The organism is Kiritimatiellaceae bacterium (assembly GCA_013141415.1).
Taxonomy (GTDB): domain Bacteria; phylum Verrucomicrobiota; class Kiritimatiellia; order Kiritimatiellales; family Tichowtungiaceae; genus Tichowtungia.
In genome coordinates, this window is the sequence record JABFQY010000001.1 from 364,464 (window position 1) to 383,223 (window position 18,760).

14 protein-coding genes are annotated in these 18,760 nt (G+C 57.4%); 8 read left to right on the forward strand and 6 right to left on the reverse strand.

Annotation, left to right across the window (positions count from 1 at the left end; translation table 11 throughout):
- Window positions 1-355: 355 nt before the first annotated feature.
- The 3 genes from HOO88_01815 to guaB form a co-directional block, all read right to left on the reverse strand.
- Window positions 356-2,044, reverse strand: coding sequence for an NAD+ synthase (locus tag HOO88_01815; GenBank protein NOU35502.1), 1,689 nt, complete (start codon window positions 2,042-2,044; stop codon window positions 356-358).
- Between the two features lies 1 nt (window position 2,045).
- Window positions 2,046-2,207 (reverse strand): hypothetical protein, encoded by a 162-nt coding sequence (locus HOO88_01820; GenBank protein NOU35503.1) that lies wholly within the window; start codon window positions 2,205-2,207, stop codon window positions 2,046-2,048.
- Between the two features lie 132 nt (window positions 2,208-2,339).
- Window positions 2,340-3,830, reverse strand: a complete 1,491-nt coding sequence (guaB, locus tag HOO88_01825; protein NOU35504.1) for an IMP dehydrogenase — start codon at window positions 3,828-3,830, stop codon at window positions 2,340-2,342.
- Between the two features lie 156 nt (window positions 3,831-3,986).
- Between guaB and HOO88_01830 the strand changes: the two genes are divergently transcribed.
- The 3 genes from HOO88_01830 to HOO88_01840 all read left to right on the forward strand — a co-directional run bounded on the left by HOO88_01830 (window position 3,987) and on the right by HOO88_01840 (window position 7,405).
- On the forward strand, window positions 3,987-4,886 hold the full coding sequence (locus tag HOO88_01830) for a pseudouridine synthase (protein ID NOU35505.1): 900 nt from the start codon (window positions 3,987-3,989) through the stop codon (window positions 4,884-4,886).
- Between the two features lie 33 nt (window positions 4,887-4,919).
- A complete protein-coding gene (locus HOO88_01835) occupies window positions 4,920-5,780 on the forward strand; it encodes a lipoate--protein ligase family protein (protein ID NOU35506.1) in 861 nt (286 codons plus the stop codon).
- 287 nt (window positions 5,781-6,067) lie between these two features.
- On the forward strand, window positions 6,068-7,405 hold the full coding sequence (locus HOO88_01840; protein NOU35507.1) for a sodium:alanine symporter family protein: 1,338 nt from the start codon (window positions 6,068-6,070) through the stop codon (window positions 7,403-7,405).
- A gap of 223 nt (window positions 7,406-7,628) precedes the next feature.
- Here HOO88_01840 and HOO88_01845 read toward each other — a convergent pair whose 3' ends face one another.
- Genes HOO88_01845 through smc form a run of 3 tightly spaced genes read right to left on the reverse strand, consistent with a single transcriptional unit; the run spans window position 7,629 to window position 12,969 of the window.
- Complete coding sequence (locus HOO88_01845) at window positions 7,629-8,441, reverse strand: YdcF family protein (GenBank protein NOU35508.1); 813 nt, start codon at window positions 8,439-8,441, stop codon at window positions 7,629-7,631.
- A 28-nt stretch (window positions 8,442-8,469) separates the two neighbouring features.
- On the reverse strand, window positions 8,470-9,411 hold the full coding sequence (locus HOO88_01850) for an aquaporin family protein (protein ID NOU35509.1): 942 nt from the start codon (window positions 9,409-9,411) through the stop codon (window positions 8,470-8,472).
- Window positions 9,412-9,435: 24 nt separating this feature from the next.
- Window positions 9,436-12,969 (reverse strand): chromosome segregation protein SMC, encoded by a 3,534-nt coding sequence (gene smc, locus HOO88_01855; protein ID NOU35510.1) that lies wholly within the window; start codon window positions 12,967-12,969, stop codon window positions 9,436-9,438.
- A 252-nt stretch (window positions 12,970-13,221) separates the two neighbouring features.
- Here smc and HOO88_01860 point away from each other — a divergent pair, with 252 nt between their 5' ends.
- The 5 genes from HOO88_01860 (at window position 13,222) to HOO88_01880 (ending at window position 18,735) form a co-directional block, all read left to right on the forward strand.
- Entirely contained in the window at window positions 13,222-14,292 is a 1,071-nt protein-coding gene (locus tag HOO88_01860; GenBank protein NOU35511.1) for an AI-2E family transporter, read from the forward strand.
- 160 nt (window positions 14,293-14,452) lie between these two features.
- Window positions 14,453-15,076, forward strand: coding sequence for a hypothetical protein (locus HOO88_01865; protein ID NOU35512.1), 624 nt, complete (start codon window positions 14,453-14,455; stop codon window positions 15,074-15,076).
- Window positions 15,077-15,182: 106 nt separating this feature from the next.
- Window positions 15,183-15,704 (forward strand): DUF2764 family protein, encoded by a 522-nt coding sequence (locus HOO88_01870; protein NOU35513.1) that lies wholly within the window; start codon window positions 15,183-15,185, stop codon window positions 15,702-15,704.
- Between the two features lie 15 nt (window positions 15,705-15,719).
- A complete protein-coding gene (locus HOO88_01875; protein NOU35514.1) occupies window positions 15,720-17,447 on the forward strand; it encodes a V-type ATP synthase subunit A in 1,728 nt (575 codons plus the stop codon).
- Complete coding sequence (locus tag HOO88_01880) at window positions 17,440-18,735, forward strand: V-type ATP synthase subunit B (protein ID NOU35515.1); 1,296 nt, start codon at window positions 17,440-17,442, stop codon at window positions 18,733-18,735. The genes HOO88_01875 and HOO88_01880 overlap by 8 nt, the downstream gene beginning before the upstream one ends.
- The last annotated feature ends 25 nt before the right edge of the window (window positions 18,736-18,760 follow it).

An 18,760-nucleotide genomic window follows, 5' to 3' on the forward strand; every position in this document is an offset into this window, starting at 1 on the left:
CTTGCTATTGGAAAGTTCTTTGAGCGTTTTTATAGGCCGCACGACAGGCCGTCGACGATTTTTTTGACGGTACTGTTACTCGCGAGAAGGGACATCAGGACCAATGATATTCCAAATAGGGTAAGTCCGGAGCCTACTATCAAACAGAGCGTGTGATTGGATGGAGTTCCCGACATCAGGTCTTTAAGGAAAAGTCCTCCGAGTCCGCAACATAGCAGGCCTGCAACAAATGCAATTACACGAAAACCTCCTTCTCGTTTTTTCCCTATAGCAAAATTACCGAGGAAGTAGAGGATTATGGCCACGAGAAGAATTCCAGCAGTAAACAGCAATCTATTCATCTTTATTGATCCAGTTACCCGCGGTAGCGGTTGGTGATGGGCATGCGGCGGTCACGTCCGAAGGCTTTCGGTGTGATCTTAATGCCGGGCGGACCTTGTCGGCGTTTGTATTCGCTGAGGTCAACCAGCCGGACGGCTTTACGCACGGCGGCTTCGTCGAATCCGGCGGCGAGCATTTCGGCGACGCCCATATCTTTTTCGACGTAGGCTTCGAGAATCGGATCGAGCACGTCGTACGGCGGGAGCGAGTCGCTGTCTTTCTGGTCGGGCCGCAGTTCAGCCGTTGGCGGACGGTCGATGGTGGACGGCGGAATGACAACGCCCTGCCGGTTGCGCCAGCGGCAGAGATCGAACACCAGTGTTTTCGGAACGTCTTTGATGACGGCGAAGCCGCCAGCCATATCGCCGTAGAGCGTGCAGTAGCCGGTGGCAAACTCGCTCTTATTGCCGGTGGTGAGCACCAGCCAGCCGAACTTATTCGAGAGCGCCATAATCAGCGTACCGCGAATGCGCGCCTGGAGATTTTCTTCGGTCAGATCCGGCTGCGCGCTTTTCCAGACTTCGGCCAGCGCGCCGGTGAATTTTTCGTAGATCGGGAAAATCGGAATGGTGTGGAATTCAACGCCGAGGTTTTTGGTGATCAGTCCGGCGTCGGAAAGGGTTTCGTTTGATGAATACTGCGACGGCATGGTGACGGCGGCGACGCGGTCTTTGCCGAGCGCGTCAACCGCCAGCGTCAGTACCAGCGCGGAATCAATTCCGCCGCTGACGGCGACCACGGTTTTCTTGAAGCCGTTCTTGTTTACATAATCACGCAGACCGAGCTTGAGCGCTTCATAAACCTCCTCGACCGGATCGAGCGAGTCCCAATCCTTGGAACTTGTAGGACGCGCTTCCCGTATTCGGGAGCGTGTGTCATTTTGCTCGCATGCAGAACACAAGCTCTCTGGATACAGAGAAGCTTGTCCTACAACGGTCGGTATCAGCGTGTGTTCAACAAAAAGCGGAGCGCGGGCGGTGACGTTTCCGGCGGCATCGAAAGCGGCGCTGCCGCCGTCGAAGACCAGTTCATCCTGTCCGCCGACCTGATTGCAAAAGAGCAGCGCCGCGTTGAGTTTCCTGGCGGCGGCGGCGAAAACCGCTTCGCGCTCAAACCGCTTGCCGCGGTGATATGGTGACGCCGACAGATTAATCACCAGTTCCGGCCTTTCAGCGGCGAGTGCGCGGCAGGCGTCGCCGTCGGGCTGCCACGAATCTTCGCAGATGTGAATGCCGACTTTGGTGCCGAAGGCGTCAAAAGTGAAGGCTTCGTTTCCTGCATCAAAGACCCGTTTTTCGTCAAAGACGCCGTAGTTCGGCAGAAGCATTTTGCGGTAGATGCCGACGACTTTACCGGCGTGAAAAACCACGGCGGCGTTATAGCGGCCGGTGCCGTCGGTCAGCGGCGCGCCGACGACGGTGTAAACCTGTTTCGGCAGATTATCCGCCAGCCGCTTGAGCTGTTTATCGCAGTCCTGAATGAATTGCGGACGGAGGACAAGGTCTTCCGGCGGATAACCGCACAGCGCCAGTTCCGGAAAAACGATCAGCTGTGCGCCGGTTCCCGCCGCGCCTTCGGCATCGGCGATCATGCGTCCGGCATTTTCCTCCAGCGCCCCGACGGCGGGGTTCATCTGGATTAAAGCTGTTTTTAGATGGTTCATGTTACTTGGCCAGCAGAGCGGCCGCCTGAACGGCCGTGGAGTCTCCTCCGGCGCTTTTTGCCACTTTGGTTCCGGCTTTTACGCCAGCTACGGTGACATCTCCGGCGACGCCGATCGACGTGGTGGCTACTTTTCCGGCGGCTTTAATCGGCGTGGTAATCATTTTGGTACAGCCGGATGTCAGGACGACAAGGAGAACCGCAGAACACCGAACAGAGAATAACGAATTTCTAAGTGAAGAGCCTTTCACCCGCCCTTCGGAGTTCAGAGTTCCTTGTTCGATATTCGGCATTCCCTACCGCCGGTAGTTCGGGGCTTCTTTGGTGATCTTGATGTCGTGGGCGTGGCCTTCGAGCGCTCCGGCGTGGGAAACGCGGATGAACTGTCCGTTTTCCTGCAGTTCAGGAATGGTGCGGCATCCGCAGTAGCCGAGACTGGCCTGCAGGCCGCCGCTGTACTGCTTGAGCATTTTGCTGACGGCTCCGGCGTAGGGAACAACACCTTCGATACCCTGCGGAACGAGATCGTCTTCTGCGCCGTCTTTCTGTCCGTAGCGCTGGCGGGAGCCTTCGCGCGACTTCATGGCGTCGAGACTGCCCATGCCGCGATAGACGACGAACTGGCGGCCTTCGTAAAGAATTTTTTCACCGGGGCTTTCGTCGGTACCGGCGAGAACGGAACCCATCATGACGCTGGACGCACCGGCGACGAGCGCTTTGGCGATGTCGCCGGAGTGGCGGACGCCGCCGTCGGCGATGATCGGAATAGAACCTTTGAGCGCATCTGCGCAGTTATAAATCGCGCTGATCTGCGGAATGCCGACTCCGGCGACGACGCGGGTGGTGCAGATGGAGCCGGGGCCGATGCCGACTTTTACGGCGTCTGCGCCCGCTTTGCGCAGAGCGAGCGCTGCTTCGCCGGTGGCGATGTTGCCCGCGATGACGTCGATACCGGGAAGATTCTTTTTGACCCACGCGGTCATTTCGATCACGCCTTTGCTGTGGCCGTGCGCGGTGTCAACGACCAGCACATCGACTTCGGCTCCGGCGAGGGCTTCGGCGCGGACATAGTCGCCGGGGCCGATGCCTGCGGCGGCGCGCAGGCGGTAGTGTTCGTCACGGTTATAGAGCGGGCGGGTGTTTTCGATCAGGTCGGCGACGTCGGTGTAACTGTAGAGACCGATCAGCTTGCCGTTTTTAACCAGCGGCAGTTTGCCGATTTTATTGGCCTTCATGATTTCGTAGGCCTGTCGCAGGTCGGTGCCTTCTGCCGCGGTGATGACATCCTTTGTCATGATGTCGCCAGCGTGGACATTTTTATTGGCGGCGTACTTAATATCTTTGGTGGTCAGAATGCCGGCGAGGTTGCCGCCGTCGTCCAGAATCGGGAAGCCGCTGAAGCTGTAGCCTTTTTCCAGCCGGTGATGCTGAATCTGTGCGAGCGTCTGGTTGATGTTGAACGTGACCGGCTTGCTGATCAGTCCGTTGAGATAATGTTTAACGCGAGCCACATCGCCCGCCTGCCGGTCTGGATCGAGATTTTTGTGGATGACGCCGATGCCGCCGTGAAGCGCCATCGCGATGGCCATGTCGGCTTCGGTCACGGTGTCCATCGCCGCGCTGAGGAACGGAATGTTCACCTTGATATTAGCGGTCAGGCGGCTGGTGATGTCGGTATCGCCGGGCAGGAAGTCGGCGTACTGGGTGATGAGGGAGACGTCGTCAAAGGTGAGCCCTTCAAAAGGAAAGGTGCTCATAAATTTATCGAGATACTTGTTCTGGCTCATGGAATGTGTCCTTTTGCCGCAACAGCTTGGCGTTCAGTGCGGGTCGAGTCAATCCTGTTTTACGATTCTGCGCGTCTCGCCGGGTTTCGCAGATAAAACGGCGCTTTCAGGTTGTCCGTATTGATACGCGGAGGTTTTGAGGTACAGTTCGCACGGATGAATTCATACAGCAAATCGGCGATTCCGTCTTATGTGACTCTTCCTGAGGGCGGCGGCTTTGCGACCATTTATGAGTTTATTGTGTTTCGGTTCCCGCGCATTCCGGAACCGGTCTGGCGCGAACGGATCGAACTCAACAAGGTGCGTTTCGATGATGGCAAGCTGATCGGTTTTGTTACCCCTTATCAGGCGCACCGCCGCATCTGTTATTTCCGGGAGGTCATCAATGAAACAAAGATTCCCTTTGAGGAAGAGGTGATCTTTGAGAATGACGACTTTCTGGTGGCCGATAAACCCCATTTTCTGCCGGTTCATCCTGCAGGGGAATATGTAAACGAGACGTTGATCACGCGACTGCGCGCCAAGTATGGATATAAAGAGCTTGGCAGCGCGCACCGGATCGACCGATCAACCGCCGGCTTGGTGCTCTGCGTAAAAAACTGTTCAAAGCGTGGTTTGTACCAGCAGATGTTTAAGGAGGGATTGGTAAAAAAGATTTACCTCGCGGCGGGAACTCTTCCGGCGGAGACCGACCAAACTCACTGGCACATTAAGGCGCGCATGGAACCCCGCGACCATTTTCATATGCAGATTGTTCCGGATGGGCCGGTCAATTCGGAGAGTATCATTAATCTCGTTGACCGCCGTGACGGGATCGGGTTGTTCCACCTGCAACCGGTAACGGGAAAAAAACATCAACTGCGCGTCCATCTCTGTGCGATCGGATCGGCCATTATCGACGACCCGTTGTATTCGGAGTATTCAGACATCGACGGGGATGATTATCAGCGGCCAATGCAGCTGCTGGCGCACCGCCTTGAATTCACGGATCCGGTCACGGGGAAACCGATGGAGTTCACGAGCAGACGGTCACTCCGCTCTTTCAGAGTTTTGTAGCCGAAGCGCCGGGGAGCTGGTAGTTTTCGGCCCATGTTAATTGTTCAATCCCAAAGCACGGATGTGTACCGCAATCTGGCGGTGGAAGAGTGGCTGCTCGACCACGCCGAAGGGCGCGGGCCGATTCTGTTTCTCTGCGTCAATGCGCCGTGCGTGGTGATCGGTAAAAACCAGAATCCGTGGCGCGAATGCCGGTTGTCGCTGATGGAAAAAGAGGGCGTGCCGCTGGCGCGGCGTATTTCCGGCGGCGGAGCGGTCTATCACGACGAAGGCAATCTGAACGTCGGCGTCATTGTGCCGCGTACAGAATACCGCGAAGAAAAGCAGTACGAACTGATTTTCCAAACTCTGGAAGAATTCGGAGTGAAAGCTTCCAAGCTTCGGAAAAACTCGCTGGCGGTGGATGGAAAGAAATTTTCCGGACAGGCTTTTAGCTTTCGCGGACAGCACGTTTTGCATCACGGCACATTGCTGGTGAACAGCGATCTGAACCGGCTGGGCCGCTACCTCGGCTCCGAAATTGAAGGAATCGAAACCAAAGCCGTCGCTTCCGTTCCGGCGGACGTCGCCAATCTTTCAACATTTGCGCCGGAGCTGACGGTTGAAAAAATTTCCGCTGCGCTGATTGAAACGTTCCGTGAGATGTATGGCAGGAATGTAGGACAGGCATCTTGCCTGTCTGAACAGGCTGGAAGCCTGTCCTACGTTGAGAAAAATATCACAGAAGTGGAGCTTCTTTCGATCATCGAAAAACTTTCTTCCAACGACTGGAAACTTTGCCACACTCCGTACTTTCAGGTGACGATCAGCGGCCAGACGCTTGATGTCGAAAAGGGCCGCATTACAAATCTGGAAGGCAGTCCGCCGTTTGGGGAGTGGGGACGGAGTCGATAATTAATAGGCGCCTTACGGCATTAACGGCTTTGGGCGGGAGCAAATCAATCGCCGCCGGGAATTTTCCGGCAATTGAGTAAAGCCGGAACTTAGAGCGGAGCTCGTAGATCCGGCTTAGAGGCGGGCGGTGCGACCGGATTTGCCGGATCCACGCCGGGATACGGCTGAGTTCCGGCAGTACTTTCGTGCTGATTAGCGTCCATTCGCGGTTAAAAACTCTCTGTTCGCTTGCAGACGGCGGTCGGAATGTTTAACACTTTCCGCATTCATCCGGAGGAAAAACTCTTATGCAAACATTTGAAAAACTGATTTCCATTCTGTCGGGCTGGGTATGGGGTCCGCCGATGCTGATTCTGCTGGTCGGAACTGGCCTTTACCTGACGATCCGGCTCAAAGGGTTGCAATTTCGTGCTCTGCCGATGGCGTTCCGCATGATCTGGGAAAAAGACCACGGCCACGCGGGCGATATCAGCCATTTTCAGGCGCTGATGACGGCGCTGGCGGCGACGGTCGGTATCGGCAATATCGTCGGCGTGGCGACGGCGATTACGCTCGGCGGCCCCGGCGCGGTGTTCTGGATGTGGATGACCGGTCTGGTCGGGATGGTGACGAAGTATTCTGAGGCGGTGCTGGCGGTGAAATACCGCGAACACGGCCCGCACGGAATGCGCGGCGGCCCGATGTATTATCTTTCCAAAGGCGTCGGCCTTCCGTGGCTCGGAACGCTGTTCGCCATCTTTACCGCGCTGGCGACATTCGGGATCGGCAATATGACGCAGGCCAATGCGACCGCCGGAATTTTTGCGACGGTCTTTCATGTCGAACCGTGGATCACCGGGCTGGTGCTGATGGTGCTGACGGCGCTGGTGATTATCGGCGGCATCCGCTCCATCGGCAAATTCACCTCGTTCCTCGTGCCGGTGATGATTCTCGGCTACGTGATCGCCTCGCTGGTGGTGCTGGTGCTGAACGCAGGCGAGATTCCACACGCCTTCATGCTGATTTTCCGCCACGCGTTTTCTCCGGCGGCGGCCACCGGAGGATTCGCCGGAGCCACGATAGCCGCCGCGATGCGTTTCGGGATTGCACGCGGCGTGTTTTCCAACGAGTCCGGGTTGGGCTCCGCGCCGATCGCCGCCGCAGCGGCCCGTACGCATGATCCGGTCAAGCAGGCGCTGGTGAGCATGACTCAGACGTTTATTGACACGCTGGTGGTCTGCACGATGACCGCGCTGGTGATTCTGACGGCGACGTCCTGGACGAAAGGTATCGCTCCCGGCGAACTGACGAGCGCCAGTTTTGCCGAAACGCTGGGTGAAACGGGACGGATTATCGTGGCGATTTCCACCGCGCTGTTCGCCTATTCGACGCTGATCGGCTGGAACTATTACGGCGAGAAAGCGATCGAGTATTTGCTCGGGCCGCGCTCCATCCGCATCTACCGCATTATTTTCATCGCGGCGGTCATGGTCGGCTGTATGACCAAGCTGGAGCTGGTCTGGAATGTTTCCGACCTGATGAACGGGCTGATGGCGATTCCGAATCTGATCGGGCTGCTGGTGCTGTCCAAGGTGATCAAAGACGAAACCGACCGCTACTTCGAATCCGGCAAAAAGAAAAAATAGTTCAGGGCCTGATTAGAGCATTTCACGAATGAAATGCCGCACCCATATTTTGTAGGACGAGCTTCTCTGTATCCAGAGAGCTTGTGTCCCATGCACGGGCAGGAGCACACACGCTCCCGAATACGGGACTCGACCAAGGGGAGAGAGGCTTCACTATCGTGAAGCAACGCCCGAAGGAAGTGGCAACCGCGTCCTACAAGCGAATCGCACGGCATCTCAATTGTTAAGTGCTATAAGGTGTGTACCTTGGACGGATGTGGCCGGAAAAGTTTTCGGTCAGCCGGTTGAAAGAATCCAGCACGGAGGCCGGAATATCGACGTGATTGATGAAATTGTGTCCTTTGGGGCCGTAGCCGTTTTCGTCGTCACGCAGTCGCGGGATTTCGCCCATTACCAGCTTCAGGAAGCCGTCCATTTTATAATATCCGGCGTGAACCGGATTTTCAAAAGCGATTGCTCCGTTCTGAACCGTCAGAAGCGGAATGACCGGCGCGACGCAGTCGAAGGTGGTTGGCTCAGTTTCCCATCCGCGCAAAAACGCTTCACAGGTTCGGCGCTCCATCGTTGGATCCTGCAGGATAACCGCCGTCCGGGGCACAGCATTTTCTTTTCGTGCGACTTCCAGCGCGAAGGTTGCGTTGTTTCCGCAGTTGGTGGATTGGCGTTCGACCAGAATCCGTTCCGGCGGGACGCCGAGGAAGGTCGTCAGAATATCAAACAGCATGTCGGCCTCCGGACGGCCTACGGTCGGAACTTTTCCGTAGCGCGGATGGCGGGCAATATTGTCGCGCAGGTTTTGCGTGGAGTGCCCGATTCCGCCGACCACCATCAGCCCCGCCGCGAATCCGTTATGAAACGCTTCGGCGGTGATCTCGGCAAAGTCGGGCGACGTGATGCCGCCCAGCAGAATCAGGCGGTCGACCTGACGGATGCCGCGCCGGGCGAACAGTTCGGCGGAAGTCAGCTCCGTCAAATCCTGCCGGGCAAGAAAGCGGATGACGCAGTTGAGATCGTCAATTTGACGGCTATGCATCATGCCTTGTTTTCCGTGACGACGCAGTTATCTAACAGCAGCACCCGGATGACCGGGGCTTGTCTGTCGAGCAATCGCACTGGCAGGCCGATTTGGTTGCAGATACGGATTTATCCGTCGAGCAGTCGCATTCGCAGGACGTTTTTTTTGCGGCGTCGGTTTTATCCGGCGCACAGCAGCAGGAATTGGCAGGTTGTTTCATGGCTTTCTCCAATATGTGAATAAAAAAGAGCGCGGCGGTTACGCCGCCGACTAACGGGGCGGCGATGTAAACATAAAAGAACCCGCCGGAGCGATCTGGAAATGCGGCGTCGCCCCAGCCCGCAAGCCAGGCCACCAGACGCGGGCCGAAATCGCGCGCCGGATTCAGTCCCGCCTGAGTCAGCGGCGCGATCAGGCAAATGATGGATGTCACGGTCAGGCCGATGAATACCGGTGCCAGCGCATTGTCCGGGCGGCCGACATTACAGCCTTCCGTCAGCGCAAAAATCATCAGTACCAGCAGGAACGTACCAAACGCTTCCGCGCCGATGGCCAGTGGAAGAGAAACAACGGCGCCGGAGCCGGAATAATATTCGCCGAACATTCGGGCGGTCGCCACCGATTCCGCCGTGCCGCGCACAATGCCGTGAGCATTTTCGTAGGCCGCGATGGACGGGGCGAATAGCGCGTACACCGTCAGACCGGCGAGAATCGCGCCAGCGAACTGGGCGGTGATATAGACCGGCAGTTTCCGAACCGGCATGCGTCCGCTGGCGGCCATCGCCACGCTCACCGCCGGGTTGAGATGCGCACACGACAGATGCCGCGTGAGATAAATCGCCAGCGTCACGCCGATTCCCCACGCCAGAGCGATCTGCATCAAACTCTGATACGCATTAAACAGAATGGAAACTGCGACCGATCCGCATCCGAACAGCACCAGCAAAAAGGTGCCCAGTGCTTCACCGATGAATTCCCGCCTGCAGATCATTTCCGGAACTTCTCCTTGGAAGAATTATGGCTTGGCGGCGTCGGAGTCCTGATAGTCGGAAAACTTCATGGACATGGTGCGCGAGACGCCGCGGTTGGGCATGGTTACGCCGTAGATCACGTCGGCCGCTGAAATGGTCTGTCGGCTGTGCGTGATCAGGATGAACTGCGATTGCGTCAGGAAGCCTTTGACCATTTTCACGAACCGGCTGACGTTAGCTTCGTCGAGCGCCGCGTCCATTTCGTCGAGTACGCAGAACGGGCTCGGCTTAACTTTGAACAGCGCGAAGAGCAGGGCGACCGCAGTCATCGTGCGTTCGCCGCCGGAGAGCAGCGAAATGGTCTGGAGCTTTTTGCCGGGAGGCCGGGCGATAATTTCAATGCCGGATTCCAGTACGTCCGTTTCGTCCACCAAGACCAGCTTGGCCGCGCCGCCGCCGAAGAGCTGTTCAAAGATGATGCCGAAGTTTTCGTTCACCTTGTCAAACGTGTCTTTAAACAGTTCGGTGGTCGTGGCGTTGATCTTTTTGATCATTTCGACAAGCTGGTCTTTGGCGCTGATCAGGTCGGCTTCCTGCTGACTGAGGAAGGCGAAGCGTTCTTCGAGTTCGGCGTGTTCTTCGATGGCGACCAGATTAACCGGGCCCATGGATTCGAGCTTAGCGCGGTGTTCAGCGGCCTGAATTTCAATTTCTTCCATCGCCGGTTCGACATCGTTTTCCCATTTCGGGGCGGGCTCGCGGGCGAGCTGGTCGGGCGTGATGTGCCAAGTGGCGGTCAACCGGTCGAGCGAGTTCTGGTGGCGCATACGCTGTTCCGCCAGTTCGACTTCGAGTTTGGTTTTGCCGTTCTGCATTTCTTCCATTTCGCTCTGAAGCGTACGGAGAGTCTGCTCGCGTTCGGAAAGGGCGGCGGTGCGGCCTTCGCGTACCTGCCGGGCTTCGGCCAGTTTCTTTTCCGCGGCGGCGACGGCGGCGCTGAGCGGAGCAACTTTCTGCTCGGCCTCGCTGCTGGCGGCTTTGAGCTGGGCGACGCGCTGCTGGTAGGAGCTGACGCCGCGTGTCCGTTCTTCGATCAGTTCCTGCAGTTCTTTCAGCCGCGCTTCGAGCGGCTGGCGGCGGCTCTTGAGCGATTCGATCCGCTGTTCGTGCTGGGAATACTGCACGCGGCACTCGGATGTTTCGGAAAGCACGGTGGCGCGCAGTTCTTCGAGCGCGTTGAGCGTTTCGGTCTGGGTCGAAATCTGCTGGCGGGTCTGCGCCAGCTTATCGCGCGCTTCGGCCCCTTCGCGGGCAACGGCGGTACGGCGGTCTTCGCCGGAACCTTTTTGCTCCATCAGTTTATTAAATTCGTAGGTGACGGTTTCGACCCGTTCGCGGGCCTGTTTCAGTTCGCGGGCAATGACCTGGCTTTCACCTTCCTGTACGGCGAGGGAACGGCGGCGGTCATCGAGTTCGCGCTGAGCGGCTTCGAGCGCGTCGCCGGTTCCGTTCTGCTCGGCGCGCAGGGCTTCGTGCAGTTTACGTTTATCGGCCAGCGTTTTTTCCAAGGTCTGGATATCGCCCTGCAACTGTTCGCGCAAATGGTGGCGGCCCAGCGGATTGATTTCGCCTTCTTCGGGTTTCCAAAGTTCGGCGGTGCCTTCGGCGGTCAGCAGTTCGCCGCGCTTGGTTACAAACACCGAACCGGCGGGCAGGGTGAGCGGAATCGCCTGAAGCGTTTCAGCGACAAAAACATTAGCGAGCAGTCGCGCGGCCAGCGGGCGGACTTCGTCGGCGCAGGAAATTTTTCCGAGCAGTGAATTTTCGGCAGCGGCCGGAGCGTCGCCTTCGGCGGCGAGCAGGCGTACCGCGCCCTGATTACTTTCGGCCAGCAGGGTGAGAACGTTGCGTGCGCCGGAACGGGTGCGGACAACCAGTGCATCCATCCACGGACGGAGGACCGCTTCGAGCGCGGTTTCGAAACCAGACGCGGCGGTAAACTGTTCGGCCAGCGGGCCGACGACGTTTTCGTCGCCGCGATCCAGCAGGTGCTGGGCTCCAGCGGGGAAACCTTCTTTGCGGGCTTCAAAAACCATTTCGAGGCGGGCGTTTTTGTCGGCCAGCTTCCGCTGGAGTTCGGAAATTTCTTTTTCCAGAGTCTGGATTTTTTCGGCGGCGGACGAGCGGCGGTCGCGCAGTTCAGCCATCGCGGTCTGCTGTGCGGCGACGGCCGCTTTCAGTTCTTCCGCTTTGGCGGCCATTTGAGTGCCGCGTTCCTGATAGGACGCCAGCGCCCGTTCGAGTCCGCTCTTTTCGGCGGCGAGCTGTTCCTTGCGGATCACACCGGCGCGCTCCTTGGCGTCGATTTCGGAAAGTTCGTTCTGCAGGCGTCCGATACGCTGGTCGAGCGTCATGGATTCGTTGCGCAGACGGTTCAGCGCTTCACGGCCTGAATGAACCTGCGCTTCGGTTTCGCGCTGACGGGTTGTCGCGGTTTCCAGTTCGGTCTTAGCCTTCAGCCGTTCGGCTTCGGCGGACTGCATCATCTGTACAACTTCTTCGAGCGAAGCGCGGTGCTGGGTCAGGCGGCTTTTCGCCTCTTCAGATTCTTTGGTGTTCTGCTGGGCTAGCGTTTCGAGTTCGGTGATGCGTTCGGCGTTGGTACGGATGGTCTGCTGGGCGCGTTCGAGTTCATTTTTAACGCGCATCGAATCGTCCATCGCCGAGCCGATCGCGGTTTCGAGCTGCTGGAGTTCGGCGCGCAGGGCATCGGTTTCGCCGTTGGCGGCGGCGATGCGCCGGTGGGTTTCGTCCACTTTGACGCGGGAGGTTTCGAGCTGGGCGCGGATTTCGTCGATACGGGTGCTGAGCTGTTTGAGGCGGTGGCGCGTGGAATAAATATCCAGCGCGCGGAGTTCTTCCTGCAGGACCTTGAAGCGCTGGGCTTTGCCGGCCTGTCGCTGGAGGGAAATAATCTGACGCTTCACTTCGCGAATTACGTCGGCGAGACGGAGCAGGTTGGCTTCGGTCTGTTCGAGCTTACGGAGAGATTCCTGCTTGTCGGTTTTATATTTGGTGATACCGGACGCTTCTTCGAAAACGGCGCGGCGGTCGTCGGGGCGCGAGGAAAGAACGCGGTCGATTTTACCCTGTTCCATGACAGAGTAGGCGTCGGTGCCGATCCCGGTGTCCATGAACAGCCGCTGGATGTCTTTGCGGCGGCAGGCTTTTTTGTTGATGAAATAATCGCTTTCGCCGGAACGGAAAACGCGGCGGGTGATGCTGACTTCGTTCAGTCCGAGATCGAGCTCCTTTTCGCAGTCGGCGAGGGTGAGGGTGACCTCCGCCATGCCGAGCGGTTTGTGGGAATCGGTGCCGTTAAAAATGCAGTCTTCCATCGAAGAGCCGCGAATGGCGGTCGGGCGGGATTCGCCGAGCACCCAGCGGATCGCGTCCGAGACGTTACTTTTTCCGCAGCCGTTCGGGCCGACAATCGCCGTCATACCCGGTTCAAACTCCAGACGGGTTTTTTCGGCGAAACTTTTAAAACCAACAAGCTCTACAGATTTCAGGTACATTGGAACTTGATAGCACGCGAGCCCCCTCCGGCGCAATAGTTCAGGCCGCCAAAAGTCACTTTTATCGCACTTCGGGAGTTCGTTGTGGTTGACGGTGCCGGTGCTGGCCGTTAGTTTCTGACGGCAGGGCGGGTTTGAATAGCGAAGGGCGGTCAACCAATGTTGAATCTGGCAATTTCGCAGGAAATCCTGTTACTGTCCATTTGCTGTGGATGGGTGAAGTAAAGGAGACTGACGATGATGTTGAAAAATATGAACCGGATCGAAGCGGTGGCGGCAGTAGCGGCGGCGGCTTTTCTGGCGGTCGGATGTCTGCTGGTACTGCGTCCGTTTGTGTCGGCCATCCTGTGGGCCGCTGTGCTGACCTTTACTACATGGCCGCTACTGCTGAAACTGCAAGGCTGGATGAAAGGGCGCCGCACGCTGGCCGCTTTCACCATGACCGCGCTGATCGCGCTTATTCTTGTTTTCCCGTTTGTGCTGGCGGGAATCACGCTGACGGAAAATGTATCGCGGCTGGAAGAACTGTTTCGTGCTCTGCAAGGCGGGCTGCCGGTCAATGCTCCTGAATGGGTGAAGCAACTGCCGTGGGTCGGCCGGGCGATCGAGCATGCCTGGCCGGGAATTGCGCAGGATACCGGCTGGCTCTCCACCAGTGTGAAGTCTGTCGGGATGAAGGCCGGGGGATGGTTGCTGGCTCACAGCATTGATTTCGGTAAAGGAGTTCTTCAGCTGATACTGAGCGTGATTATCATGTTCGTGTTTTACCGGGACGGCGAAAGAGTATCGGCGCGAATTTCTGCCGGAGCGCAGCGTATTGCCGGTGACGTTTCACAACGCCTGCTGTCCATCGCCGGCAATACGGTTCGCAGTGTCGTTTACGGCATTATCGGCACGGCGCTGGCTCAGGCCATTGCTGCGGCGATCGGATTCTGGGTGGCGGGCGTGCCGTCGTCGTTCCTGCTGGGTCTGCTGACATTCCTGCTGGCACTGATTCCCGGCGGCCCGCCGTGTATCTGGATTCCGGCAGCGTTCTGGCTGTTTAACGCAGGACATCCCGGCTGGGGTATTTTCATGATCGTCTGGGGCATTTTCATTATCAGCGGCATCGACAATCTGGTTCGCCCGTATCTGATCAGCCGGGGATCGAATCTGCCGTTTATCATTGTTCTGCTGGGCGCAGTCGGCGGCGTGGTGGCTTTCGGATTTATCGGTCTTTTTCTGGGACCGGTGCTGCTGGCTGTCGGCTATGCGCTGATGCGTGAATACACCGCCAGCCGTGAATCAACTGCGGATGAACTGCCGCCGGATCTGCCGGTATAACAATACAGCCTGAACTTTGATCCGGCAGGGATGGTTTTCTTCGTGTCATAGTACGGCGTTAAACCCGCGAAGACCCCCGTTTTATTCATCAGAAGCTTGCAGGAAGGCGGGCATCCTTTAGACTTCCGCTTCATTTTCACCTAAACGACCGGAGTGGCTTATGGCTGAAGAACTGCAACCGTTACTCGAACAGATTCGCAAGGAAGGTGTCGAAAAAGCCGAGGCACAGGCTGCCGAGATTCTTGCGCAGGCCAAAGCTAAAGCGGCGCAGACCGTGCGCGAGGCTGAAACCAAGGCCAAAGGACTGGTTGCCAAAGCCGAAACGGATGCCGAGGTTTACACGCAGCGCAGCACGGCCACCCTCGAACAGGCCGCCCGCGACCTGCTGATTACCGTCGGACAGGGGATTGAAAACATTATTGCCGACATTATCGCCGAGTCGGTGGATTCCGCGCTGAAGATCGAAGTGCTGGAGCAGATGATGGTGAAGATGGCCGAGGCCTGTGCCGCGAACCACGGTGAGACCCGCATCGAACTGCTGATCAGCGAAGCCGACCAGAAAGAGATGGCGACGTTTTTCGCTAACAAATACCGCGAGAAGATGATTCACGGTATTGAGCTGCACACCGATAAGGAAATCCTGAAGGGATTCAAGGTCAGTTTTGCCGACGATCACGTCTATTTGGATTTTACCAGCGAAGCCATCGCGGCTTCGCTGACCGCCTTCCTGCGTCCCAAACTGGCCGCCATCGTCAGCCGCGTGGCGAAGGAACCCGGAAAATAATCAACAAACAATTTTCAATGCTCAATGAACAGGGAAAGGGCTAAGTGCAGGATGTTCTAAACTTGAATATTGAAAGTTGAACATTGTGTATTGAGAACTTCTAATCGTGAACCACTGGTATCTAGTCGCCTCGCTTCCGTATTTGCGCTTCGGCGAAAAGCCGCTGGTGAACCGCGCGGCGTTTTTAGCGGCTTGCACTGAATGGCTGGCAGAAGAAGATGTGACGGCACTTCAAGCCGCATTCGAAAACCGGTGCTCACCGGACAGTGATGTTTCGCGGCGCTGGTGGAATGGCGAGGTTGAGTTGCGCAATGCCGTGGTGCGGGTTCGCGCCAAAAACCGCAATACCGATGCGGCCCGGTTTATCCGCCCATGCGACGGGTTCAATATGTCGGTTGAAAAAACGGTGGCGGACGCTTTTACGCGCGCCAACCCGCTGGAGCAGGAAGCCGAGCTGGATCGTATCCGCTGGGCGCAGGCGGACGAGCTGGCTTTGGCTGCTCCATTCGGTTTCCCCGGTGTTTTTGCTTTTGCCATCAAACTGCGCATTGCGGAGCGCTGGGCCGGTCTGGATGACGCCGCAGGGCAGAGTAAAGTCGAAGAATTTATCGAACAGGCAACCGCTTAAAACAGGAACAGAGTCATGAACCTTGGGAAAATTGTCGGTGTAAACGGAAACCTACTGACGGTGGAGTTTGAAAAACCTGTCATTCAAAACGAAACGGGTTTTGCCCGGCTCGGCGACATTCACCTGAAATCCGAAGTGATCCGTATTCGCGGCTGCCACGCTGAACTGCAGGTGTTCGAATCCACCGCCGGTCTGAAAGTCGGCGACCAGGTGGAATTTACCGGTGCGCTGCTTTCCGTCGAACTCGGCCCCGGTCTGCTGACACAGATTTTCGACGGCTTGCAGAATCCGCTGCCTGCGCTGGCCGAAGAGTGCGGCTTTTTTCTTCAGCGCGGAAAATATCTAAAAGCGCTTCCGCGCGATAAAAAGTGGAAGTTCACGCCGTCGGTGAAAATCGGCGATGCTGTACAGGCCGGTTCTGCGGTCGGAACCGTGCCGGAAGGAATTTTCGATCACCGCATTATGGTGCCGTTCCGCATCACAGGACGGTTGACGGTTAAAGAAATCGCGCCTGCCGGTGAATATACGGTCGAGAATGTGGTTGCGAAAGTCACCGACGAAAAAGGCCGTGAGCATGACGTGAAGCTGATGCAGCTCTGGCCGGTCAAAGTGCCGATCAAGTGCTACGCCGAACGGTTGCGCCCGACGGAACCGCTCATTACCAAAGTGCGCATCGTGGATACCTTTTTTCCGGTGGCGCGCGGAGGAACCTATTGTATTCCCGGTCCGTTCGGCGCGGGCAAAACCGTTTTGCAACAGATCACCAGCCGCCACGCCGATGTGGATGTGGTGATCATTGCGGCCTGCGGCGAGCGCGCCGGTGAAGTGGTGGAAACGCTGCGCGAATTTCCGGAACTGACCGACCCGCGTACCGGCAAGAGTCTGATGGAGCGCACACTGATTATCTGTAATACCAGTTCAATGCCGGTGGCTGCGCGCGAAGCGTCGGTCTATACCGCTGTGACGATTGCTGAATATTACCGCCAGATGGGACTGAATGTTCTGCTGCTGGCCGACTCAACTTCGCGCTGGGCACAGGCGCTGCGCGAAATGTCGGGACGTCTCGAAGAAATCCCCGGCGAAGAAGCGTTCCCGGCCTATCTCGAATCCGTAATTGCCGCCTTCTACGAACGCGGTGGCGTGGTGCGTCTGCACGATGGCTCAACCGGTTCGGTGACGGTCGGCGGAACGGTTTCGCCTGCGGGCGGTAACTTTGAGGAGCCGGTCACGCAGAGCACGCTTAAAGTGGTCGGCGCGTTCCACGGTCTGTCACGCGCCCGTTCCGATGCGCGCCGCTATCCGGCCATTGACCCGCTGGAAAGCTGGAGCAAATATCCGAGCGTCGTGGATGCCGAAGAGCTGAAACAGGCGCGCCGCTTCCTGCGCGAAGGCAGCGAAGTGAACCAGATGATGAAGGTCGTCGGCGAAGAAGGCACCTCGATTGAGGATTTTGTGGTTTACCTGAAAGGCGAATACATCGACTCCGTATATCTTCAGCAAAACGCGTTCAGTGAAGTGGACGCTGCCACGCCGGTGGATCGCCAGCGGTATGTTTTTGGCGCACTTGCCGCTATTCTTCGAACCAAGCTGGAATTTGAAAACAAAGATGCGGCGCGCACCTTCTTTCATAAGCTGACGCAGGCAACGCGCGACTGGAACAACGCCGCCTTTGAAAGCGAAGAATTTAAGAAACAGCAGGAGCAGATCAACGCACTGCTCGCGGAGGTTACGGATTATGCATAAGGTTTATCACCGCATTGAACAGATCGCCGGCAACGTGATCGTGGTCAGCGCCGAAGGGATCAGCTACGGCGAGCTGGCGCAGGTCACCTCCGATATGGGCACTTCGCTGGCACAGGTGATTCGTCTCGAAGGCGGGCGCGTTTACCTCCAGGTTTTTGCTGGCGGACGCGGTATCTCGACGGATTCGCAGGTGCGCTTCCTCGGCCGCACTATGCAGGTGCCGTTCTCGGAAAACTTGATGGGCCGTGTTTTCACCGGATCGGGCGTACCGCGCGACCGCGGGCCGGTGCTCAGTGAAAACATGATTGAAATCGGCGGGCCGTCGGTGAATCCGGCCAAACGTATTATTCCGCGCAATATGGTGCGTACCGGGATTCCGATGATCGACGTGTTCAATACGCTGGTCGAATCGCAGAAGCTGCCGGTGTTTTCGGTCGCGGGCGAGCCCTACAACGAACTGCTGGCGCGTATCGCCCTGCAGGCCGAAGTGGACATCATCATTCTCGGCGGCATGGGACTGAAGCACGACGACTACCTTTACTTTCGCGACTACCTCGAAGAAAACGGTGCGCTGTCGCGCTCGGTGCTTTTTGTGCATACCGCCTCCGACCCGACGGTGGAATGTCTGCTGGTTCCGGATATCGCGCTGGCGGTTGCCGAGCAGTTCGCGCTGAAGGATAAGCGCGTGCTGGTACTGCTGACCGACATGACCAACTTTGCCGATGCAATGAAGGAAGTCGCCATTACGATGGAGCAGATTCCTTCGAATCGCGGCTATCCCGGCGACCTCTACAGCCAGCTGGCCTCGCGCTACGAAAAGGCCGTGGACTTTGAAGGTGCCGGTTCGATCACCATTCTGGCGGTGACGACGATGCCGGGCGACGACGTGACCCATCCGGTTCCCGACAACACCGGCTACATCACCGAAGGGCAGTTCTATCTCAAGAACGGACGCATCGAGCCGTTCGGTTCGCTCAGCCGTCTGAAACAGCAGGTGAACGGAAAGACGCGCGCCGACCATCGCACCATCATGGACACCATGATCCAGCTCTACGCTTCGTACAAAGAAACGCTGGAAAAGCAGTCGATGGGTTTCCGCATGAGCGGCTGGGACACCAAGCTCCTTAAATACGGCGAACGGTTCGAAAAGGAAATGATGGCGCTCTCGGTGAATATTCCGCTCGAAGGCGCGCTCGATCTCGGCTGGCAGATTCTGGCCGACTGCTTTGAACCGCAGGAGACGGGGATCGCCTCTAAACTGACGGATAAGTTCTGGCCGAAATCGTAAGGGCAGGATGCATCCTGCCCATACC